The 21,718-nt window shown below is 63.6% G+C and carries 22 protein-coding genes; 8 read left to right on the top strand and 14 right to left on the bottom strand.

Annotated features, from left to right (window positions below):
* Positions 1-32: 32 nt before the first annotated feature.
* The 3 genes from ACYG97_RS16425 to ACYG97_RS16415 form a co-directional block, all read right to left on the bottom strand.
* Positions 33-1,199 (bottom strand): CaiB/BaiF CoA transferase family protein, encoded by a 1,167-nt coding sequence (locus tag ACYG97_RS16425; protein WP_023733393.1) that lies wholly within the window; start codon positions 1,197-1,199, stop codon positions 33-35.
* A 6-nt stretch (positions 1,200-1,205) separates the two neighbouring features.
* Positions 1,206-1,967, bottom strand: a complete 762-nt coding sequence (locus tag ACYG97_RS16420) for a 3-hydroxyacyl-CoA dehydrogenase (RefSeq protein ID WP_023691639.1) — start codon at positions 1,965-1,967, stop codon at positions 1,206-1,208.
* Positions 1,968-2,073: 106 nt separating this feature from the next.
* Positions 2,074-2,610, bottom strand: coding sequence for a GNAT family N-acetyltransferase (locus tag ACYG97_RS16415; RefSeq protein ID WP_023733392.1), 537 nt, complete (start codon positions 2,608-2,610; stop codon positions 2,074-2,076).
* A gap of 271 nt (positions 2,611-2,881) precedes the next feature.
* On the opposite strand from ACYG97_RS16415, the gene ACYG97_RS16410 reads away from it, so the two are divergent.
* The gene (locus ACYG97_RS16410) at positions 2,882-3,868 is read left to right on the top strand and encodes a glutathione S-transferase family protein (protein WP_023733391.1); all 987 of its coding nucleotides are present in this window, start codon (positions 2,882-2,884) and stop codon (positions 3,866-3,868) included.
* 16 nt (positions 3,869-3,884) lie between these two features.
* Here the strand turns inward: ACYG97_RS16410 and ACYG97_RS16405 are convergent, their stop codons facing one another.
* Entirely contained in the window at positions 3,885-4,385 is a 501-nt protein-coding gene (locus tag ACYG97_RS16405; RefSeq protein ID WP_031262104.1) for an NUDIX domain-containing protein, read from the bottom strand.
* 70 nt (positions 4,386-4,455) lie between these two features.
* Between ACYG97_RS16405 and ACYG97_RS16400 the strand changes: the two genes are divergently transcribed.
* Positions 4,456-5,382: a metallophosphoesterase family protein gene (locus tag ACYG97_RS16400; RefSeq protein ID WP_023683636.1), complete on the top strand. Its 927-nt coding sequence runs from the start codon at positions 4,456-4,458 to the stop codon at positions 5,380-5,382.
* Here ACYG97_RS16400 and ACYG97_RS16395 read toward each other — a convergent pair whose 3' ends face one another.
* From ACYG97_RS16395 to leuA, 4 genes are all read right to left on the bottom strand, one after another.
* Positions 5,383-6,000, bottom strand: a complete 618-nt coding sequence (locus tag ACYG97_RS16395; RefSeq protein ID WP_023733389.1) for a hypothetical protein — start codon at positions 5,998-6,000, stop codon at positions 5,383-5,385.
* 84 nt (positions 6,001-6,084) lie between these two features.
* Positions 6,085-6,888, bottom strand: coding sequence for an alpha/beta fold hydrolase (locus tag ACYG97_RS16390; RefSeq protein WP_023711105.1), 804 nt, complete (start codon positions 6,886-6,888; stop codon positions 6,085-6,087).
* 103 nt (positions 6,889-6,991) lie between these two features.
* The gene (locus ACYG97_RS16385) at positions 6,992-8,761 is read right to left on the bottom strand and encodes a tetratricopeptide repeat protein (protein WP_023733388.1); all 1,770 of its coding nucleotides are present in this window, start codon (positions 8,759-8,761) and stop codon (positions 6,992-6,994) included.
* A 193-nt stretch (positions 8,762-8,954) separates the two neighbouring features.
* A complete protein-coding gene (gene leuA, locus ACYG97_RS16380) occupies positions 8,955-10,631 on the bottom strand; it encodes a 2-isopropylmalate synthase (protein ID WP_023733387.1) in 1,677 nt (558 codons plus the stop codon).
* Positions 10,632-11,113: 482 nt separating this feature from the next.
* On the opposite strand from leuA, the gene ACYG97_RS16375 reads away from it, so the two are divergent.
* The 3 genes from ACYG97_RS16375 to ACYG97_RS16365 are packed head-to-tail and all read left to right on the top strand — an operon-like array spanning position 11,114 to position 13,376.
* Positions 11,114-12,280, top strand: coding sequence for an ATP-grasp domain-containing protein (locus ACYG97_RS16375; protein ID WP_023686186.1), 1,167 nt, complete (start codon positions 11,114-11,116; stop codon positions 12,278-12,280).
* A 5-nt stretch (positions 12,281-12,285) separates the two neighbouring features.
* Positions 12,286-13,062, top strand: a complete 777-nt coding sequence (locus ACYG97_RS16370) for an esterase family protein (protein WP_023733386.1) — start codon at positions 12,286-12,288, stop codon at positions 13,060-13,062.
* On the top strand, positions 13,062-13,376 hold the full coding sequence (locus ACYG97_RS16365; protein WP_031262101.1) for a nuclear transport factor 2 family protein: 315 nt from the start codon (positions 13,062-13,064) through the stop codon (positions 13,374-13,376). The genes ACYG97_RS16370 and ACYG97_RS16365 overlap by 1 nt, the downstream gene beginning before the upstream one ends.
* Positions 13,377-13,386: 10 nt before the next feature.
* On the opposite strand, the gene ACYG97_RS16360 is transcribed toward ACYG97_RS16365, so the two are convergent.
* Positions 13,387-14,922 carry an MFS transporter gene (locus ACYG97_RS16360; RefSeq protein ID WP_023691628.1) on the bottom strand — a complete coding sequence of 512 codons (1,536 nt, stop codon included), beginning with the start codon at positions 14,920-14,922 and terminating at the stop codon, positions 13,387-13,389.
* A 146-nt stretch (positions 14,923-15,068) separates the two neighbouring features.
* On the opposite strand from ACYG97_RS16360, the gene ACYG97_RS16355 reads away from it, so the two are divergent.
* Positions 15,069-15,965, top strand: a complete 897-nt coding sequence (locus ACYG97_RS16355) for a LysR family transcriptional regulator (RefSeq protein WP_023733384.1) — start codon at positions 15,069-15,071, stop codon at positions 15,963-15,965.
* Between the two features lie 56 nt (positions 15,966-16,021).
* On the opposite strand, the gene ACYG97_RS16350 is transcribed toward ACYG97_RS16355, so the two are convergent.
* The 5 genes from ACYG97_RS16350 to ACYG97_RS16330 form a co-directional block, all read right to left on the bottom strand.
* On the bottom strand, positions 16,022-16,774 hold the full coding sequence (locus ACYG97_RS16350) for an SDR family NAD(P)-dependent oxidoreductase (RefSeq protein WP_023733383.1): 753 nt from the start codon (positions 16,772-16,774) through the stop codon (positions 16,022-16,024).
* 45 nt (positions 16,775-16,819) lie between these two features.
* On the bottom strand, positions 16,820-17,908 hold the full coding sequence (locus ACYG97_RS16345) for an AbrB family transcriptional regulator (protein ID WP_023733382.1): 1,089 nt from the start codon (positions 17,906-17,908) through the stop codon (positions 16,820-16,822).
* A gap of 80 nt (positions 17,909-17,988) precedes the next feature.
* Positions 17,989-18,297: a putative quinol monooxygenase gene (locus ACYG97_RS16340; RefSeq protein ID WP_023686181.1), complete on the bottom strand. Its 309-nt coding sequence runs from the start codon at positions 18,295-18,297 to the stop codon at positions 17,989-17,991.
* A 79-nt stretch (positions 18,298-18,376) separates the two neighbouring features.
* Positions 18,377-19,156, bottom strand: coding sequence for an SDR family NAD(P)-dependent oxidoreductase (locus ACYG97_RS16335; RefSeq protein ID WP_023686180.1), 780 nt, complete (start codon positions 19,154-19,156; stop codon positions 18,377-18,379).
* Between the two features lie 73 nt (positions 19,157-19,229).
* Positions 19,230-19,658: a DsrE family protein gene (locus ACYG97_RS16330; RefSeq protein WP_023686179.1), complete on the bottom strand. Its 429-nt coding sequence runs from the start codon at positions 19,656-19,658 to the stop codon at positions 19,230-19,232.
* A gap of 100 nt (positions 19,659-19,758) precedes the next feature.
* Here ACYG97_RS16330 and ACYG97_RS16325 point away from each other — a divergent pair, with 100 nt between their 5' ends.
* Both ACYG97_RS16325 and ACYG97_RS16320 read left to right on the top strand, forming a co-directional pair.
* Positions 19,759-20,847 (top strand): hypothetical protein, encoded by a 1,089-nt coding sequence (locus tag ACYG97_RS16325; protein ID WP_023733381.1) that lies wholly within the window; start codon positions 19,759-19,761, stop codon positions 20,845-20,847.
* A 28-nt stretch (positions 20,848-20,875) separates the two neighbouring features.
* Positions 20,876-21,580, top strand: coding sequence for a DUF4272 domain-containing protein (locus ACYG97_RS16320; protein WP_023733380.1), 705 nt, complete (start codon positions 20,876-20,878; stop codon positions 21,578-21,580).
* Positions 21,581-21,718 lie beyond the last annotated feature (138 nt).

Below are 21,718 nucleotides of genomic sequence, written 5' to 3'. Positions count from 1 at the left end.
GCTCACCAGGTAAGTTGATTTTCTAAATCCAGTTATTGGCCAATCATGCCGGCTTTGACAAGCGCTTTGATCTCGGCTGTCGAAAAGCCGAAGCGCGCCAGCACAGTCTGGGGCAGCTGATCGTCATCTTCAGACATGCCGGCAAGCGCCGGCTGCGAGGCCGAGAAGCGTGGCGCGGGCGCGGGGCGCTCGAGCGCACCGGCCTTCACAAATGCGTGACGCGCCCGGTTGTGCGGATGATCCCTGGCTTCGGCCAGCGACAGAACCGGCGCCACGCAGGCATCGCTTGCGGCAAACAGCGCGTCCCAGTCGTCGCGTGTCTTCTGCCGGAACCGGTCGGCAATGGCCGCGCGCATGTCCGGCCACAACGCCTTGTCGTATTGGCCGCGGACAAAATCCTCGCCGAGCGGCAGCAGCCTTGCGAATGCGGCGAAGAAGCGCGGCTCAAGGCAGCCGACCGCAACGTGGCGTGCGTCCGCCGTCTCATAGGTGTCGTAGAAGGGCGCACCGGAATCGAGCAGGTTGGCGCCGCGCCGGTCGCTCCACAGACCTGCCGACATGAAGGCGTGTATGGGGGCCGCCAGCATCGAAGCGCCCTCGACCATCGCCGCGTCGATCACCTGGCCTTTGCCGGAGCGCGAGCGCTCGAACAGCGCTGCAAGCACCCCGGCGATCAGCATCATGGCGCCGCCGCCATTGTCGGCGATCAGATTCAGCGGCGGCACCGGCCGGCCTTCCTCCCGACCGATGGCATGCAACACACCGGAATAGGCGAGGTAGGTGATGTCGTGGCCGGCGCGACCTGCGAGCGGCCCGTCCTGGCCGAAGCCGGTCATGCGGCCGTAAATCAGCGCCGGATTGCGCGCCAATGCAGCATCCGGGCCGAGACCAAGCCTCTCCATCACACCGGGGCGAAAGCCTTCGACAAACAGATCGGCCTTTTCGGCAACGCGCAGCAGCAGTTCCGTTCCTTTGGCCTGCTTGAGGTCGACGTGCAGGATGGAGCGGCCGTGACGGTCGAGATTGTACGCATCGGAGAGCGGCAGCAGGGGTTGGTCCGAACCGGTGCGCTCGATGCGCAGCACCTCGGCGCCCATCTCCGACAACATCAGCCCGGCCAGAGGCACCGGGCCGAGCCCAGCCATCTCGATGACTTTCAGGCCGGCCAGCGGACCGGTCTTCACTGCGCCGGCCGCCATGGCCGTCTATTTCGGCGCCATGCGGATTGCCCCATCGAGGCGGATGGTTTCGCCGTTCAGCATCTGGTTTTCGACGATATGCAGGGCGAGCGCGGCATATTCGGACGGCTCGCCGAGGCGGGACGGGAAGGGCACGGCCGCGCCGAGCGAATCCTGCACCTCCTGCGGCATGCCGGCCATCATTGGCGTCTTGAAGATGCCGGGCGCGATGGTGCAGACGCGAATGCCGGAGCGCGCCAGGTCGCGGGCAACCGGCAGCGTCATGCCGACGACGCCGCCCTTGGATGCGGCATAGGCGGCCTGGCCGATCTGGCCATCATAAGCGGCCACCGACGCGGTGTTGACGATGACGCCGCGCTCGCCGCCCTGCAGCGGTTCGAGTTTGGCGGCACGGTCGGCAACGAGGCGGATCATGTTGAAGGTGCCGATCAAATTGATCTCAATCACCTTGCGGTACTGGTCGAGCGGATGTGGACCATCCTTGCCGATGGTCTTCAAGCCGATGGCAATGCCCGCGCAATTGACCAGGATGCGCGCTGGCCCAAGTCTCTTTTCCACCTCGGCGAGCGCGGCCGCACCGCTGTCGGCGCTGCTCACATCGCACTGGATGGCGGCGCCGCCAATGTCGCCCGCCACCTTCGATGCCCGGTCGATGCCGATATCGAAAATGGCGACGCGCGCGCCCTTGTCGGCCAGCGCGCGGGCGGTTGCCTCGCCGAGGCCGGAGCCGCCGCCGGTTACGATCGCAATCTGGCCGTTCGGGTTCATGCTGCGTGCTCCGTGCTGCTCCGGGTCATGCTACGGAGGTCGCCGCCATGGTGCAACCTGACCAATGGGGATCCATCGCGGCCGCTGCCGCGACCGATCCTGGAGCTCAGGCCATCACTGGTGCCTGCTCGGCGATCCTGGCCAGGTTGGCATGGCCGACCTCGCCGGAGAGCCGCGCCACGGCACCGGGCACGATCTCGTGCGACAGCAGCCGGTCGAGGTCGACCGGGCGCGGCATGGAGATCTGGCCGCGGGGGATCTTTCTGAAGCCGAGCGGGCCGTAATAAGGTTCGTCGCCGACAAGGATCACCGCCGGCGCGCCGGCCTTGGCGGCCGCCTCCAGCGCGATCGCCACGAGCCGGCGGCCGATGCCGAGATTTTTGAAGGCGGGCCGCACGGCAAGCGGCCCGAGCATCAGCGCGCGGCCGGCGCCGGCGGCGATGCGGGTCATGCGCACCGAAGCAATGACAATGTCGCCATTCATGGCGACAAAGGATAGCGAGCGCTCGTGGCCGCCGGTCTCGCGGATCTTGTAGGCGGCCAGCACGAAACGGCCGGGGCCAAAGGCTTCGTCGTTGATGGCTTCGATTTCGGGATCATGCGCCGGAGTTTCCGGCAGGTATTTCACGTCGGCAAGGCTCATGGTCTTCGCGGTCCGATAAAGAGGAAAGGTTGCTGCAAGCGGCAGCGTTCGCCAGTCAGCGCTTTCTAAGCGCGGGCGCCCTTTCGTCGTCGGTCAAACCGGATCAAGCCAAGATCGAACATGCGGAGTGTCCGCTAGCATCAATTTCCGGCGGCTGCAATCGGCTGTTTTCATCCGGCGTTTCATACGAGTGACGCTCTGTTCAGCAGATGACGGCTTCGACATTGCCGCCTTGCGACTACATTGGCCAAGGCACGCAAGGAGATTTCGTATGGGATTGCTGGTCGAAGGCAAATGGCAGGGCCGTCCGGCCAATGTCGATAGCAGCGGCAGGTTCATCCGCGCCGAGACGCAGTGGCGTGACTGGATCACGCGCGACGGCGCGCCGGCGCAAGGTCGTACGCGCGGCTTCAAGGCCGAGCCCGGACGCTACCATCTTTATGTCTCGCTCGCCTGTCCGTGGGCGCACCGCACGCTGATCTTTCGCGCGCTGAAGAAGCTAGAAGATATCATCCCGGTTTCAGTCGTGCATCATTTCCTCGGTGCTGAGGGCTGGACGTTTTTGGCCGAGGATGGCGCCACCGGCGACACGCTCTACGGCCTCGACTTCCTGCACCAAATCTACACCAAGGCCGATCCAGCCTATTCGGGCCGGGTTTCGGTGCCGGTGCTGTGGGACAAGAAGGAAGAGACTATCGTCTCCAACGAATCCGCCGAAATCATCCGCATGCTCAATTCGGCCTTCGACGAGTGGGGCGATGCCGCTCTCGATTTCTATCCGCCAGGCCTGCGCGGCGAGATCGACAAGGTCAATGCGCTGGTCTTTCCAGCCGTCAACAACGGCGTCTACCGCGCCGGCTTTGCCACCACGCAAGCGGCCTATGAAGAGGCGTTCGGCGAGCTGTTCGCGGCGCTCGACACGCTGGAGGGCCGACTGTCAAAACAGCGCTATCTCACTGGCGAGCGTGTCACCGAGGCCGATTGGCGGCTGTTCACCACGCTGGTGCGTTTCGACCCGGTCTATGTCGGCCATTTCAAATGCAATCTGCGCCGCATCGCCGACTATCCGAACCTTTCGAACTATCTGCGCGACCTCTACCAGGTGCCTGGTATCGCCGGCAAGGTGAACCTGCACCACATCAAAATGCACTATTACGGCAGCCACGAGAGCATCAACCCGACTCGCATCGTGCCGGTCGGGCCTGGGCTCGACTATGGCGCGCCGCACGACCGGGCGCGGTTCAGGCAGGCGGCGTGAGCATCGGATTGACAGCCTACCAGTACGGCGATACCGGCTCGCCTTCAAAAACCTCGGCAAGCCGCCGCAGCGTCGCCGGCGTCGTGCCATGCGGCAAGCGGTCGAGCGGAAAGAAGCCTGCTTCGGCGATCTCGTGGTCCGGCAGTTTCGGCGCGGTCTGGTTGAAGGTTTCGATGAGATAGAGGCCGACATGGTCGCGGCGGCTGGAGCGGCGGTTGAAATGCATCGATTTCAGCACCGGCTGGGCTGTCAGCGCGATGTTGCCTTCCTCGGCCAGTTCGCGCACCAGCGCCTCACCGAGCGTCTCGCCGACTTCGACGCCCCCGCCCGGCAATTGCCAGCCGGGAACGTAGGTGTGGCGGATGAGGAAGACAGTGTTCGAGGCGCGATCGTGGATCAGGCCGCGCACGCCCAGCGTCATCGGCCGCCGCAGCAGGAAATAGAGATGGAACAGCCTCGCCCTGAGGCCCGCCCAGCCGATCTGGCGGAAGGCCTGCTCCGGGTCCGATATAGCCATGCTAGCGAAACCGTGGATGGGCAGGAAACAGTGAGTGGAAAGCGGGGAGCGCGTCGCCTATGAAGGAAGGATGTTCAGGCTCGCGCATATTTCCGATGTCCATCTGGGGCCGCTTCCCGGTGTAACCTATCGCGAACTCGCGTCCAAGCGCGTCGTCGGCTACGTCAACTGGCAGCGCAACCGCCGCCGCCATATGCACGATGCCGTCATCGACACCATCGTCGCCGACATGAAGGCGAGCACACCCGACCACCTCACCGTTACCGGCGATCTGGTCAATCTGGCGCTCGACGGCGAGATCGAGATGGCCAAGCACTGGCTTGAGACGCTGGGTTCGCCGGAGGATGTCTCGGTGGTGCCGGGCAACCACGACGCCTATGTGCCGGGCGCCTTCGACAAGGTCTGCCGCTCCTGGGCGGCGTGGATGAGCGGCGACGGCGTGACTGCGCCGATCGACCGCAACGCTTTTCCCTATCTGCGCGTACGCGGCAATGTCGCGCTGATCGGCGTTTCGACGGCGCGCGCCACGGCGCCGTTCATGGCCAACGGCTTCTTCCTCGAAGGTCAGGCGCAAAGGCTGGCGACAGTGCTCGACGCAACGAACAAACGCGGCCTGTTGCGGGTGATCATGATCCATCATCCGCCGGTGCGCGGCGCCGTCGCCCAGCAAAAGCGCCTGTTCGGCATCTCCCGCTTCCACAAGACCGTTCATAGGCATGGCGCCGAACTCGTGCTGCACGGCCATTCGCATCTGCCGTCGCTGTTCTTCATCGGCGGGCGCGGCGCCAGGATTCCGGTCGTCGGCGTCGCCGCCGCCGGGCAGTCGCCAGGCAGCAAGAACCCGGCGGCACAGTACAATCTGCTCGATATTGACGGGGAGAAGGGCAATTGGCTGATTCGCCTGACGCGGCGCGGCCTGACCGGGCCGGCCTTGCCGCCATCGGACCTGCAGGTCATTGAACTCGGCGCGCAGACACCGAGGCCTCCAGATCGTTGATCAGAAGCTGATCTTCATCGCCATCAGGCGATCCCAAAACAGCGCGGCCGCCACCGCCAGGCCAACAAGCGCGCCGGCGGCGACCAAGCCGAGACCGGAAAGGAACGTCGACCAGCCCCTGCGGGGCACGGCTGCTTGCAAGGGCGGCTCAGCTTCCGGCACGGCGGCGCGTTTCAGGTCGGCGACGGCCGGCTCGACACCGCCCTCCATCATGCGCTGACGCTCGACGATACGCTCCGCCACATAGCGCGTGACCTGATCGGCGACCGGTTTCATATCGGTCGATTCGGCGAGCACGACGCGGCCGATGCGGGTATCCCTGAGAAAGCGGTAGGTGCGGCGGTCGCGCCCCATGGCGACATGGCTGACGGCGTCGATCCACAGGCGGGGCTGCAGGCCGGAGGAGACGACGAAGTCGAAATTGTCCATGTCGGCGGGCACGTCGGCAAAGACCGGGGCGAGCTCGGCGGCGAGCAGATCAAGCCGCATCCGGTGCGCCTCGCGCATGTCGACCACGACATCGTCGCGATCGGCGAAGGCATTTTTCACATCGCGAACGGCGTCGGACAGTTTGCGGGAGGTGTCGATGGGGGTGATGTTTTCGCCAGTGTCCTTCATCGGCGTCGCCTCGCTGATATGGTTAATTGCGAGTTAACACAGGCGGCGGCAAAATGCACTGGCGAGATGCGGGGCGCAAGTAAGTTAGCTCGCCGCGGCCTCGAATGTCGGGCGCAGGCGCCTGCCGCGGCGTGCCATGTTTCGGCGCACGGCCTGGGCGACCACATCAGGCACTTCCTCGACCAGCATATGGCCGGCATCGAGCACGTGATGAATATGAAAATGCGCCGGCAGACAATCAGCCTGGGTAAAGGGCAGCACCGGATCGTCCGTTCCCCAAACCACCATCACCGGCATGTCGAGGGTGTCCAGCTGTTCGCGGGGTATGACCCCCTGCCGCTCGTTCCTGGTCATGACGGCCGATATCTCAATCAGCTTGCGCAACTGGCCGGGGCGACGGCGTAGGTCCGCCAGGACGCCAACGATGCGTTCGGGCGGCGGGCTTCGCGGTCCCGACATGGCGGCAAGGCAGGCGCGGATTTCCCGTCTGTCGGCGGCCGCGGCGTAGCGGCGCAACAGCGGTCCGTTGATCTCTGACCCAGCACCGCCCGGCGCCAGAAGCGTCAGCGAGCCTATCCTGTCAGGCTCGGCAAGCGCCATCAGGGAGGCGACCGCACCGCCCATCGAATGACCGGCGACATGCACCCTTGCTATCCCGCGTGCGGCGATATCCGCGAGAACCGCTCGCGCCGCTGTTTTGGCCGGGCCGCTGCCAGGGAATTCGAGAGACAGTCCGTGTCCCGGAAGATCGTAGGCCAAAGTCCTGATATCGGGCCCTAGCGACGCGGTCACCTCGCGCCAGATATCATGGCAACCACCGAAGCCATGCAGCAGGACGACCGTCTTCGGCCCGGCGCCCCGCTCGGCAACATAGAGGGATGAGACCATGAAATTGTGCGATTATTGCAAGACTGGAGAGGAAATTCGAATCGAGGCTGGATTGCTCCCAGTCCAGACCGATGGCCAGTAAAGTTTTCGCGATCCGGAAAGACTAGCTGGCGTTGCCTAGGCCCGCGGCGCGCAGCGCCTCAACCAGCCGGTCGGTCAGATCGGCGGGATATTTGCGCTCGGCGAAGGCCGCGCGCGGATCGGCGGCGAATTTCGGGAATTTGGTGGTCAGCTCATCCAGAAGCTTGGCTGCCAGCTGTTCGCGGCCGGCAGCCTTGGCGCCGATCAGCCGCGCCGCCAGATAATGCGATTTCATCGCCGTCGTGCGCAGCGACTCGCTGGCTATCGCGGCCTTGTTCATGTCGCCCAGCATGAACTGTCCGGCGAAAAGCCCAAAATCCCACCATGTCGGATGGCCGCTGAACGTCTCGACGGCATGGGTCAGGATCGGTGTTCCCTCGGCATATTTGCCGGCAAAGATCAGGCCATAGCCGTAAGCGGCAGCCATGCCGAGGTCGTAGGGGTTGAGCTCATAGGCCTTGCGCATCCAGCGGATCGATTCCTCGGTGTTGCCGAGGCGCGAGTTGAGGTAGCCATAGGCGCGGTGCGCATAAGGGCTGGTCGGTCCCATCTGGATGGCGCGATGGGCGAAAGACATTGCCTGATCGACCGTCGCGCCAGGCGGATAGGCGTAATGATCGGTGGCGGCCTCAAGGGTCAGGGAGGCCAGTTCCGAATAGACCAAGGACGATTTCGCACCCTGGCCGGCGAGGTTGTCCAGGCAGCGATAGGCAGCCTCGTGCGTCCTGGTGCTCTGGTCGAGATAGTATCTGTCGTTGAGGATCAGGCAGCTCGTCAGCCCGGTCTGAATGCCGTTCTGTTCGATGTAGCTGTAGAGCGGGCCGGAGGCGGGAATGGTCGAGCTGAGGATGGCGGCGATACGATCCTCGACGGTGCCAGGTGCGCTGTCGGCGACCGTCAGACTGCGGGACAAAAGCACGCGGCCGGTCGCCACGCTCTGCAGTTCGAGCGTCACGTCACCTGCCATTGGTCCCGGCAGGACATCGAAAACGAAGCTGGTCGGGTCGGTGCTCGGATCGCGCTTGCTGTCGGCGTCGCGGCCGATGAAGTCGATCGTGTCGAAACCGGCAAGGCCGGCGCGCAGCGAAGCGGCGACGCGGCCGGCCTCGGGTCCGGTGGCCTTCACCGCGATGAAGACGAGGGGCAGGGCCTCCATCGACGGCGATGCGATGCTGCTCGTTGCGCCCGCGGTCTCGACCACCGCGGTAGGATCGCTGCTGGCAAGCAATGCGCCGCTGCCCTGGCGCAGGATGAGCACGCCCAGCATGAGAATGACCAGCGTCATGGCGACCCAGAAGAACTGGAGATGGCGCGCCAGCGAAGGCCCAGGTTCTGTAACCCCCGAAGCTGTCGCGGCAGCGGGAACGGCGTCAAGAGCCGCCTGGTCGGGCGATCCGGGCAAGGCGGCTACCGCCGCCGCAAGCGGCTCCTGCCCAACCGGCAGGCGTATGGCGTTGAGCTCATAGGACGGCACGTAGCCGCCGCGCGGAATGGCAATGCGAACCGGTTCGGCTATGCCTTCATTGGCGAAATAATGCTGGAGAAGTTCGCGCAGCCGGCCTGCCTGCACCCGGACAACGGCGTCGGTCGACGAATCGAAATCGCCGTCCTTGCCGAAGACGTCCATGGCGATGGAGAAACCCTTGAGCCTGTCGGCTTCGCCGGCCTGCTCGCGCTCAACAAGATAGCGCAGCAACTTGCGCGCGCGCTCGGAACGTCCGAACGTTTCGCTGGCGAGCAGTCGCTCCAGTGTCTCGCGCACTGCGGGGGCGGCAGGCGTGGCATGCTGCAAGTGTCGATCCTCTCGAAGTCGGCACAGGTTGAGGCGCAATCATATAGAGCCTGCACTTCCATACAAGCATGCTTATGTTATGCGATCGCGTAACACACCGGATAGTTGCCGGTGGTTGACACAAAAGACCGGAATTTCCCTCGGCAAATGGGGGATTTCCGGGCGCCGCGGACATTCGGCGCCCGGGAAAATATCAGCCGGCCTTGCGGCCGATTATCCGGTTGGCGGCCGAAACAACGGCTTCCAGCGAGGCGGCGACGATGTTGGTGTTGATGCCGGCGCCGAACAGCTTGCCGCCGGGATATTCCATCTCGACATAGGAAATCGCCGAGGCGTTCGAGCCGCGCTGGAGCGAATGTTCGGAATAATCAAGCACCGACATGTCGACGCCAACATGACGCGACAGCGCATCGACGAAGCCGTCGATCGGGCCGGTGCCGGAGCCGGCGATTGTCGTCTCCTTGCCGTTGTCGAGGATCACCGCCTCGACCACGCGCCGGCCCTTTTTCTCGGTATCGGGATAGGTGTGATGGTCGAGGAACTTCAGTCGTGCGCCGGGCTGGTCGACATAGGTTTCAATAAAGCGGTCATGGATGCGTTTTGCCGGCACTTCCTTGCCTTCGGCGTCGGTGATCGCCTGGATCTCCTGGCTGAACTCGATCTGCAGGTTGCGCGGCAGATTGAGGCCGTAATCGGCCTGCAGTACATAGGCGATGCCGCCTTTGCCCGACTGCGAGTTGATGCGGATGATCGCCTCGTAGCTGCGTCCGACATCGGCCGGATCGATCGGCAGATAGGGCACTTCCCAGACCGGCGTGTTGGCCTTCTTCAAGGCCTTCATGCCCTTGTTGATGGCGTCCTGGTGCGAGCCGGAAAAGGCGGTGTAGACGAGTTCGCCGACATAGGGATGGCGCTCGGAGATCTTCAGCTGGTTGGAATATTCGTAGACGTCCTTCATCCGGTTGATGTCGCAGCAATCCAGATGGGGATCGACGCCTTGCGTGTACATGTTGAGCGCCAGCGTCACGATGTCGACATTTCCGGTGCGCTCGCCATTGCCGAACAGCGTGCCTTCGACGCGGTCCGCACCCGCCATCAGGCCGAGCTCGGTGGTGGCGATGCCGGTGCCGCGATCGTTGTGGGGGTGCAGCGAGATCAGCAGGTTCTCGCGGTCGTCCAGGTTGCGGCACATCCATTCGATCCGGTCGGCATAGATGTTGGGCGTCGACATCTCGACCGTCGACGGCAGGTTGATGATCAGTCTGTTGTCGGCTGTCGGCTTCACGATCTCGGTGACGGCGTTGCATATCTCCAGCGCGACTTCGAGCTCGGTGCCGGTAAAGCTTTCGGGCGAATATTCGAAGCGATAACCGCCGCCGGCCTTGGCCGCCATGTCGGTGATCATCTTGGCCGCGTCGGTGGCGATGCGCTTGATACCGCCGACATCCTTCTCGAAGACGACGCGACGCTGCAACTCGCTGGTCGAATTGTAGAAATGCACGATCGGGTTGGTGGCGCCCTTCAGAGATTCGAAGGTGCGGGTGATGAGTTCGGGACGGCACTGCACCAGCACCTGTAGCGAAACATCAGCCGGCACATTGCCTTCCTCGATGCACCAGCGGGCGAAATCGAAATCGGTCTGCGAGGCCGAGGGGAAACCGATCTCGATCTCCTTGAAACCCATGTCGAGCAGCAGGGCGAACATGCGCGCCTTGCGCTCATGACCCATCGGATCGATCAGCGCCTGGTTGCCGTCGCGCAAATCGACCGAGCACCAGACCGGTGCCTTGTCGATGACCTTGTTGGGCCAGGTGCGGTCGGTGAGACCGACCGTCGGGTAGGGCTGGTATTTTCGGGCCGCGCCCGGCATGTGGCCGGCCGCGCGTTTTACGCTTTCGGCTTCGCCGGCGCGGATGTCTTCTCGTGCGTTCATCGTCTTGTTCTCCCGGCGGCTCGCGGATCGGTCTTCGGACGGATTCCAGGGCGAGCAGCGCCTTATCAGATTTTCGTTCGCTTGATGTGAATTGCCAATTTCTGAACTGGCCAAGGAGCGTGCGCGTAAGCGGCGGTTCGACCGCCGGGCGCTCCTTCAGCGAACCCGGCGATCGCCGATAAGGCCGAGAAGAAGCAGGGTCGATGCCAGCGCGCGCACGGTCTCGCCGGCAAAGCCGGTCGGACGGGAAGCGACGGAGGAGACGCGCGTGTTCATGGCGGGTTTCATACAGGAGCCGCCATGTACAGGCAAGTGGGCTGCCATTCCACCACTCGCGAGCACTCTTCCCCATGCGCGGCAAATGCGCCAGACTTGCGTGTAGCCGAGCCCGCAATGCTTCGCCGTCGGAGGGATCATCCGTGAATTTTGTTTTCTTCTCGCCGCATTTTCCCGCCAACGGCGCCGATTTCTGCGACCGGCTGAAAAAGGCCGGCGCTACGGTGCTGGGCATTGGCGATGCGCCTTATGAGGCGCTGGACGGCAAGCTGAAGGTGGCCCTGTCGGAATATTACCGCATCGCCGACATGGAGGACTACGATCCGGTGTTCCGGGCCATGGGTCATTTCATCCACAAATGGGGCCGGATCGAGCGCTTCGAGTCACTCAACGAGCATTGGCTGGAGCTGGAGGCCAACATCCGCACCGACTTCAACATCTACGGAACCAAGCTCGATTTCGTGAAGAATTTGAAGCGCAAGAGCCGCATGCGTGCATTCTTTCGCAAGAGCGGCGTCGACACCATCGCCCAGCGCAAATGCTCCGACCGGGCCGGTGCCATGACCTTCATCCGCCGCGTCGGCTATCCCGTGGTGGTGAAGCCCGATTCCGGTTCCGGCGCCTCGAACACCTTCAAGATTTCCAACGCCAGGGAGCTTGACCAGTTCTTCAGAGACAAGCCCGAGGACGTGACCTTCGTCATGGAGCAGTTCATCGAGGGGCTGGTGGTGACCTTCGATGGGCTGGTCAACCGTGACGGCGAGGTGGTGCTGGCGGCCAGCCACCGCTACGACCAGAGCATCATGGAAGTGGTCAACAAGGACCGCCACATGAGCTACACCTGCTTTCCCAAGGTCCGACCGGCGATCGAAGAAGCCGGCCGCAAGATCCTCAAAGCGTTCGACGTGCGCGAGCGCTTCTTCCACATCGAGCTGTTCGAAACCAAGGACGACCGCGTCATCGCGCTTGAGGTCAACATGCGGCCGCCCGGCGCCTGGATGACCGATGCGATCAACTACACGTTCGACATCGACGTCTACGCGGCCTGGGCGGACATGGTGGTGAAGGATGCCGCCGGCGGGCCTTACGAGGGCAAATATTTCACCGCCTATGCCAGCCGCAAGCGGCGCCTCGACTATTTGCACAGCCATGAGGACGTGATAGCCGCGCATCGCGACAAGATCGTCCATCATCAGCCAATTGAAGAGGTTTTCAGCCGCGCCATGGGAAATTATGCCTACCAGATGCGCTCGAAAGACGAAGCAGCACTGCGCGCGGCCGTCGCCTACATCCACGCGGAAAAGGCTTGAACGCGATGGACATCTCCTATCACAAGGGTTTCTCCGGCAATCTCGGCCGCGACATGGAATACAAGCGCTACGGCCATGCCGGCCGGCCGGTGGTGGTGTTCCCGACGTCGCAGGGGCGGTTCTACCAGTTCGAGGATTCCGGGGGGGTTGGAGCGCTGGCCGAATTCATCGATACCGGCCGCATCCAGCTGTTCGCGGTCGACGGCATCGATTCGGAATCGTTCTTCAACAAGCATGCCGGCGCCGCGCACCGCATCGGTCGCCATGAGGCTTATTTCCGATATGTGCGCGAGGAGGCGCTGCCGGAGTTTCTGGCGACCGCTGAGCAAGCCAACGGCGGGCGCAAATTAAAGCCGCTGTTCACCGGCTGTTCGATGGGCGGTTATCATTCCACGAATTTCGTCTTTCGCTTTCCCGAACTCGCCAGCGGCGTCATCGCGCTGTCGGGCGTCTATTCGGCGGGCGACTTCTTCGGCAAGGCGCTGGAAGGCGATATCTTCTACAATTCGCCGCTCGACTATCTGCCCGGCATCGTAGACCCAAAACTGCTTGCCCGGCTGAAGGCGCTGAGGATGATCTTCTGCTGCGGGCAGGGCGCCTGGGAAGAGCGGATGCTGGTCGAGACCCGCAGGCTGGAACAGATCCTGCGCGACAAATCCATTCCCGCCTGGGTCGACTTTTGGGGCGGCGATGTCAGTCATGACTGGCCATGGTGGCACAAACAGCTGGTCTATTTCTTCGGCCGCTGGCTGGATGATGATCTGATGCACCGGCTCGATTGATGACCACACCCGAACCTATCCGCCGCTTTATCGAGGCCACCAATGCGGGTGATAGCGAAGCCGTTCTCCACACGTTCACAGCCGACGCGTCCCTGACCGACTGGGGGCGGTCCTTCCAAGGCCGCCAGCAGATCGAGCGCTGGAACCAGTCGGATAATATCGGCGTGAAGTCCAATCTTCGCATTGTCCGCATCGCCGAGGTCGAGGGCAGCTACCGCGTCCGCATTGCCGTGAAAGGCTTTGGCTTCAACGGTGAGGGTGACATGACCTTCGTGCTCGACGGCCACCGCATAGCGAGCCTCGTCATCTCCTGACGCGGCTCAGCTACCCTTCCTGGCAAACCGGCAGAGCAATGGTCTCGTGTTCCACCGCCGATCCACGGCGCAAGCCGAGAAAGACGACAAGGGCGGTGACGATGGTGATTGCCGCCAGCACGATCAGCAGCCTGTCGAACGCGATCTCATAGGCCTGGACCAGGACCGTGGCTCCGGCACCCGGCAAGCGGGCTGCCGCTTCGCCGATGTTGCCGGTCACCAGCAGCTGCGCGGCGGCGGTTGCATCCAGGGAAGACGCCGTTCCCTGAGCCGCCAGTTGGGCTGCCGTGAAACCCGACAGGACTGCCATGACGATCGCCAGCGCCACGCCTTCGCAAGCGACGCGGGTGGTGTTGAAGATGCCGACCGCCATGCCGGCACGCTCTTTCGGCACGACGCCGACGGCAAGTCCGTCCATCAGCCCCCAGGGCAAGGCGATGCCGACGCCGATGAGGATCAGCGGCGCCACCAGCGCTGCGACGACAGGCGGTGTCAGGCTCAGCCAGACAAGGCCGCCGGCGGCCACAAGCAGGCCGACACCGCAGATCGTTGCCGGAGCGATCCAGCGCGCTACCTGGCCGGCGAGCAGTGGCAGGATCAACAGCGGTCCCGACAGGCAGATCATCAACTGCCCCGCCTTGATCTCGCTCATCCCCTCGATGCCGATGAAGCGGATAGGCAACAGCACCAGCAGGACGACGAAGCCATAGGCGGGAGCGGCCGCCAGGAACTGGACGCCGACGAAGCGGGGAAAGCGGAACAGCGAGAGATCGAGCATCGGCCGGCGCACGCGCCGCTCGACGACGACGAAAGCGGCAAAGCAAAGGGCGGCCGCCACGAGAAGCGCGATCACCAGGGGATCGGTCCAGCCGCTCTGCGGCGCTTGCAGCATGCCGTAGGTCAGCGATGCCAGCGCGATCGTAAAGGTGCCGGCTCCCGCCCAGTCGAGGCCGGTCGCATCCGGATCGCGCGATTCCCTGATGGTGCGCAGGCCGAGCAAAGCGGCTGCAATCGCGAGCACTGCCACCAAGACGAAGATCGATCGCCAGCCGAAAGCATCTATGAGCAGGCCCGACGCTATCGGCCCAAAAGCGAGGCCGATGCCGAAACTGGTGCCGAGGAAGGAGAAGGCGCGCAGCCGCAATGGCCCATCGAATTCCTGGGCAAGAGCGGAGGCGCCGCCGGCAAAGGCGGCGGCACTGCCGAGCCCTTGCGCAGCCCTGAGCACATCGAACCAGACGATATCAGGGGCAAACATCGATCCCAGCGATGCCAGCACATAGGTGGCGAGGCCAACAAGGAAGAGCCGCTTGCGGCCATGATTGTCGGCCAGCGCGCCTGATGCCATCAAGGTGGCGGCGAAGGTCAGCATGAAGGCGTTGGTCACCCAGTTGAGCGCGATCGGGCTGCCGCCGAGGTCGGCCGCAATGCGGGAAAGCGCGACGGCCGGGCCGGTGAAGGTCAAGGGCATTGTCATGGCGGCAAGGCATACCGACAACAGGACAAGCCATGGCGCGACCGCGCCGTTTGTGGTCTTCGAGGTCATGGATTTCCTATCTGAACCAGGATCCGCCGGCCTGCCGCAAACTTGCTGCGCCGGTCGTAATGCGAAGATAGGCCCGCGACACTTCGAGAAAAATAGTGTTAAATCTCCAGATATATCGGACCAAAACGCTCGAATGGAGAGATCCGATGGAACGCCTCAATGGGCTCCTGGCCTTTGCCCGCACGGCTGAGTTCGGCAGCTTCATCGCTGCGGGCCGCACGCTCGGCATCTCGGCATCGGCCGTCGGCAAGAGCGTCGCCAGGCTCGAGCAGGATCTCGGCGTAAGGTTGCTTCAGCGCAGCACGCGCCGCATCGGCCTGACCGAAGAGGGCAAGCTGTTCAACGAGCGGGTGCGGCGCATCCTCGACGACATCGACGATGCCGAGGCGATGCTGTCGCGGAGCCGCGAAACGCCGCATGGGCGGCTGCGCGTTTCGACGCCGATCGTGACCTATCACCTGCTGTTCCCGGTGCTGTCGGAGTTCATGGCGCGCTATCCCGAAATCGAACTCGACATTGACTTCAATGACCGCATCGTCGACCTCATCGACGAAGGCGTCGACATCGCGATCCGGAGCGGCGACCTGCCGGATTCGCGCCTGGTGGCGCGGCCGCTTGCACCCTTCCGGCTGCTGTTGTGTGCGGCACCCTCCTATATCGAGCAGCACGGCAACCCGAGCGGTCCGGACGATCTCGTGAACCATTACGGCATCCGCTTCCGCTTTCCCAACAGCGGCAAGCTGCAAGGCTGGCCGTTCATCGGCGGCAGCGCCGAGCCGCAGGTCCGCTCGATGCTGACCTGCAACAACACGGAGGCGCTGAAGGGCGCCACGATGGCCGGGCTCGGCATCAGCTCGATGCCCGATTTCCTGGTCCGCGAGGCGCTGCGTGACGGCCTGCTGCGCACGGTGCTGGACGACCATGTCGACGGCCGCGGCCAGTTCCGGTTGCTGTGGCCGTCCAATCGTCATTTGTCGCCGAAGGTTCGCGCCTTCGTCGATTTCCTTCCCGACCGGCTTGCCGCGACGCTGGGCGGCTCTTGAATTAGTCCTTCGCGGCCGACGGCGATAACGAAGACAGCGAGGAATAGCTCTGCTTCTCAGTAGGTGGCGCGGCCGCCGGACAGGTCGAAGGTCGCGCCGGTGGTGAAGGAATTTTCGTCCGATAGCATGAAGGCGATCATCGCAGCCGCCTCTTCGACTTCGACGAACCGGCCTCGCGGCACCTTGCCCAGCATGTAGGCGACCTGGGCCTCAGTGAGTTGTTCGAGGATGCGGGTGCGGGCGGGCGATGGGGTCAGCGCGTTGACGGCGATGTCGTGGCCGGCCAGTTCCTTACCGAGCGATTTTGTCAGCGCGAGCACGCCGGCCTTGGCGGCGGAATAGGCGGCGGCATTCGGATTGCCTTCCTTGCCTGCGACCGAGGCGATGTTGACGATGCGGCCGTAGCTGCGCGCGATCATGCCGGGCACCAGGCGCTTGCAGCAGTAGAAGACGCCGTTGAGGTCGATGTCGATTATCTGGCGCCAGGCGGCAGGATCATAATCCGCCACCGTCGCTGCCGGTCCGGCGATGCCGGCATTGTTTACCAGCAGATCGACCGGACCAAGCGAGCGCTCGGTTTCCGTCGCGGCGCTGTCGACGGCCTCGATCAGCGATTGATCGCACAGCAAACCCTCGACCCGGCCGAGCGGGGCGAGTTCGGAAACGGCCTTCGCCATGGCGGTCTCGTCCACATCCCAGATGGCGACGCTGGCACCCGATGACAGCAGTCGCCGGGCGACGGCAAGGCCGATGCCTTGCGCGCCGCCGGTCACCACGGCGACCCGGCCTGAGAGATCGACGGCATTCACACGACGGTTCATGGGCACTTTTCCTCTTCCCTGCATATTTGAATCTCAGTCCCTGACGGCTCTCGCCACCAGCCGCGCTATGCTCGGCCCGGCGATGAGCACGACCAGGAAGCGGGCCGACTGCAAGGCCATGACGAAGGATATGTCGACGTTCTGGGCGGCGGCGGCAATGATGGCGACGCTGTCCATGCCGCCGGGGCTCGTCGCGAGATAGGCGGTCAGCGGATCGATACCAAGGACGTGGCTGATCAGCCAGGCTAGCCCGCCGCAAAAGGCGATCAGCACGACGATAGAGCCGACGATCTGCGGCAGCGCCCGTGTCGCATGACGCAGGATCGCCCGGGTAAAATTCAGCCCTATCGACCAGCCGACCATCGCATAGGAGAGCGCCAGCAGCCATGGCGGCAATTGCATCGCCGCGCCGAAGCCGAGATGGACGATGGTGCCGATGATGAAGGTGCCGAGGAAGAAGGGTGACGGCAGCCGGCACAACCGGCCGAGCAGGCCGCCGACCAGCGCCACGCCGAGCGTGGCGGCAAAGGCTGCCGGTTCGATCGGCGGGAACCAGACGATGGCTGGTACCTCGATGCCCGAAGTGTCGACCCACATCTTGGCGACGAGTGCTGCCGTCATCGAGACGAAGATGACGCGCAGATACTGCATGAAGGCGACGAGGCGCTGATCGGCGCCGAAGGCACCGGCCATCAGCACCATGGCAGTGGCAGCACCCGGCGACGAGCCCCAGACCGCGGTGGTGCCGGGCAGGATGCGCCAGCGGCTGATCAACCAGCCAAGCAGGCTGGACGCCGCAAGGGTCGCCAGCACCACGACAAGGACCAGCGGCCATTCCTTGTAGAACACCGCAAAAATGTCGGTGGAGATCGACGCCGCGACCAGACAGCCGACCAAGGCCTGGGCGGCGGCGAACAGCGGCCGCGGCACGCGCACCGTGGCGCCATTGGTGCCGGCAAGGATCGCCGCCAACATCGGGCCGATCAGCAGCGCCGCCGGCAGTGCGGCGTATTCCAGCGCGCCGGCGAACAGCAGCGAGACGATCAGCAGCACCAGCCACTGCCGAACCGGACGCATGCGTGCCATGCGTTCGACGGCCGGTTGGTCTGGCGAAGAGTCCATGTTTGGGTCTTAGACCTGGAAGAGAAAAATGCGAACGCTGTCTCGGACGAAATTCACGACCCCGACCCCGCGTTGGGATGTCACTCGTTCTTGATGGCGGGCAGGCCGAAACCGCCGGCCGGATGGGTCTCGACCTGGAATTCGAAGCCGGCGATGATCGGCCGGGCCTTGGCGATCGCTGCCTGGACCTCCGGCAGCTGCAGCGAAGCCTTGTGGCTTGCGGCGTCGGTCCACACTTCGGTCACCCAGATCGCGTCGGCATCGGCCGGGTCGCGGGCGATGACATAACTCAGGCAACCCGGCATGGCGCCGGTCGAGGCGAGCAGCACATCCATGATCGCGTCGCGCTGGCCGCGCGACGCCCGCATCTTTCCGATCAATCCGTACATTGCCTCTCCCCTTTCTTCCAACCTCAGCAAACGTGCGCACGACATGCATGGTTGCGAGACGCAGTATGCAATTGCCGGCTCACGGCATCAACTGGCCACCGTTCACCTCGATCACCTGGCCGGTGATGTAACCACTCAGGAGATCGGAGGACAGGAATAGATAGGCGCCGACGCAGTCTTCGGCCGTGCCGGCACGCCCTTGAGGAATGGTGGCGACCATGCCCTTCATCTGCTCGTCGGTGGAATAGCGCTCATGGAAGGGTGTCGCGATGGTGCCCGGCGCCACCGCGTTGACGCGGATGCCGAAGCCGATCAGTTCCTTGGCCATGCCGCGCGTCACATTGGAGACAAAGGCCTTGGCCGAACCGTACAGCCCGGCGCCGCCGCCAGCGCCATTGCGCGCCGCGATCGACGAGGTGTTGACGATGAAGCCGCCCTGCTTCTTCAGCCATGGCATCGCCTTGCGCGAGGCCGTCAGCACCGAGCGGGCGTTGAGGTCCATCACCGCGTCGTAGTGCGCCTCGGTCTGCTCCGCATAAGGTACGCGGCCGAGCATGCCGCCGGCATTGTTGATCAGCCCGTCGAGCCGCCCGAATGTTTCGGCGCTCTCCTCGACTACCCGCTCGACATCGGCTGCCTGTGAGAAGTCGCCCTGTGTCAGGAACACCTCACCGCCGCTGTCGCGGATGTTTTTGGCCAGCGTTTCTGCGGCCTCCCGGCTCGAATTGTAGTGCAGGGCGACCCGGCATTTCTGGGCGGCGTAGGCCAGTGCAAGGGCGGCACCGATGCCGGTCGAAGCGCCGGTGACCAGCACCGCCTTGCCGGCAAGATCGGGGATGACGAGGGTGGTCGCGGTCATGAGCACTTTCCTTCGGGCTGTTTGGCCACCCTTCGTAGGCTCTCATGGCCTTCACGTTCAAGCCCGTGGCGGCTCAGGGCCGGAGATAGGCGTAGCCCTGGCGCTGCAGTTCGGCGAGCTTGACCACGCCGCCCTTGTCGGCGGCGTGGAAGCCCTCGAGCAGGTCGGCAAGCGTGATCTCCATGCCTTGCATGGTGTTGCCGCAGGCATGCGGCTCAAGGCCCTGCTGGACAAGGCCGGCAAAGCGTCCCGAGATCGCCGCCGATATGCCTTTCGACTTGAAGCCGGCGAGGGCCGGACCATGCACGACCAACACGATGTCGACATTGCCGCCGGTGCCTTCATAGTGGTTCTTGATGTTGCCGAGCACGAAGTTGACCTTATCGAGGTCGCTGAGGTGATAGGCGACCTTCGGTCTGTCTTCAGCGGCGGCGGCCCGGCTCAGCCCGAACAGGCCGGCGGCACCGGCAAGGCTGGCCCGGAACATGTCGCGTCGACGCATGGCATCCTCTCGGCTTGGCGCTCCCCGCAAATTGCGTGGCTGCGGCCATGATACTAGCATAGATTCACGTTACGTCCTGTCGATGCGAGGAGGGGGTCACATGGCGTTCAGGAAGTGGAAGGTTGTTGCCAGCGCTGGATTTGGCGCCGTGCTGCTCGGCGCGCTTGCGGGTTCGGCCGCGGCCGACGATGTGCTTAAATTACCCGAACTCAGCCCGAATGGCGCCGATGCCTGTTTCGGCCGCGTCTATGATGCGGCGCACCTCAAGGCGCATCCAAAGCAGAAGGTGGCGCGGATCTTCTTCCTCTATGGCCATGATCCGGTGAGCCATCCGAACGAGGAGCCGATGGCAAACGCCGACACCTCCTACAACGGTTTTCTCACCACCATGGTGCGCGGCGCCAAGGCGCCGCAATGGGCCGGCGGCTGGTGCAATCACGAGTCCGAGGACGGCAAGTCAGGTCCGATCCGCTGCGGCATGGACTGCGACCGCACCATGGCGTCGCTGAAGCTCGATGACAAAGGCCGCCTGATCCTCACCGACGTCTCGTCCGATCTCTATCTCGACGCCGGATCGGAAGACGAACTGGGCGAAGCCGAATATGACCGGCAGGCTCTGGGCTCGGAGGACAACAATTTCCGCCTCGACCCGATGCCGGCCGCAACCTGCCAGGCTGAATTCGCCAAGATCGACCCGATCGCTCCGGCGCTTGGGGCTCCCTTGCGCGAGCGACTGAAGCCGGACCAGCCTTTCTGTTTCGGGCGAGACTACGATCCCGCGCATCTCTCCTCGCATCCCGACCAGGTGACGCAGTCGATCCGGGTCTTCCGCGGGCCGGTCGAACTCGCCTCCTTTGCCTCAGGCGATGTCGCCAACTGGCCCGACGGCTCCGATGTCGCCGTTTCGGTGACCACCAGGAAGAACGGGACGAAGGTCAGGCAGACCTATTCCTGCCAGGGCGAAGCGGATCAATGGCGCTGCGCGGCCAGTTCGAAGATGAGCAACTTTTCCTGCGATATCGCGCAAAAGGAAATCTTCCTCAAGCGCGGCGCCAACGGCACCCTGATGCTGGCCAACCCTAATAGCAGCCTGGCGATTGTCGATCTGTGCTCGGCGGATGGCAAGACCAAGTCCGATGACAAGGTCTACCGTTTGGAGGCTATGCCGCAGTCGGCGTGTGCGCCTTAGTCACTTTAGCAGCCATTTGGAAATGAATATGATGCGTCGCAGCTTTCTTGGTTTTCTGACTTCCTTGGCTTTCATCGGTTCCGCCAACGCTGAAGGCGAGGCTGAGGCTCGCAAGGCGGCCTCAACAGCACAGTTGAAGAAGGAGGGCGTGCCGTTCATCGACCATTTGCCGACGATCGAAACCGAAGCCGAAAGTCGGCGACGAACGAAGGACGAGGTGGTTAAACGCGCCATCGCACTGGTGATCGTGGCCGTCACAGCGGAGACCAATGATCGAAATCTTTTAAGCAACTTGATCAGCCAGTTTGGAGCCGAAGGGTTTTTTACGCCCAAAGAGCAAGCGTTTGTCGGTAACCCCGTTGCAACCGAGCAAGATCGCGCAAATTTTAGCTGGCGCTATGAAGGGGCTTTCGTAATGTTGTGGGCGTTGCAAGTCTTCAAAAACCTTGGGCGTCCAGACAAGCCTTGCGATGTGTCGCGTATGGTTTCGGTGTTGCGTGACCTCGACACGGAAGGGCTGCTCAAGCGGGCCAATTTGCGCCCGCAAAGCGAGCTTCTCGATGCTGCCGATCTGATCTATCGGTACAATTGGGCTGTGATGGATGCGCGGGTGAATGGGAAAGCCGCGCCGGCAGGATTGGAACGAGACGTGGTTGTCGAACGTCATTACGCGCTCAATTGGCTGATTGGGTATATGGGGCAGGAATGGGATGACATCTCGACCGACACATGATGAGCCGATCGCAAGCGGGTGCTACCTTGGATCGGACTTCGCTTGCCGAGTTTGGATTCGACGAACTTAGACGGTTCGCCTGACTACGCTTTTGCCGAGGCCGAGCTGGCGCGCGCTTGAGCAGCAGGCGCTGCCCGA

It is taken from the genome of Mesorhizobium sp. W067, from assembly GCF_054719525.1.
Note: the sequence above shows the minus strand (reverse complement) of the source record. Positions and strands in the feature narration are given on the sequence as shown.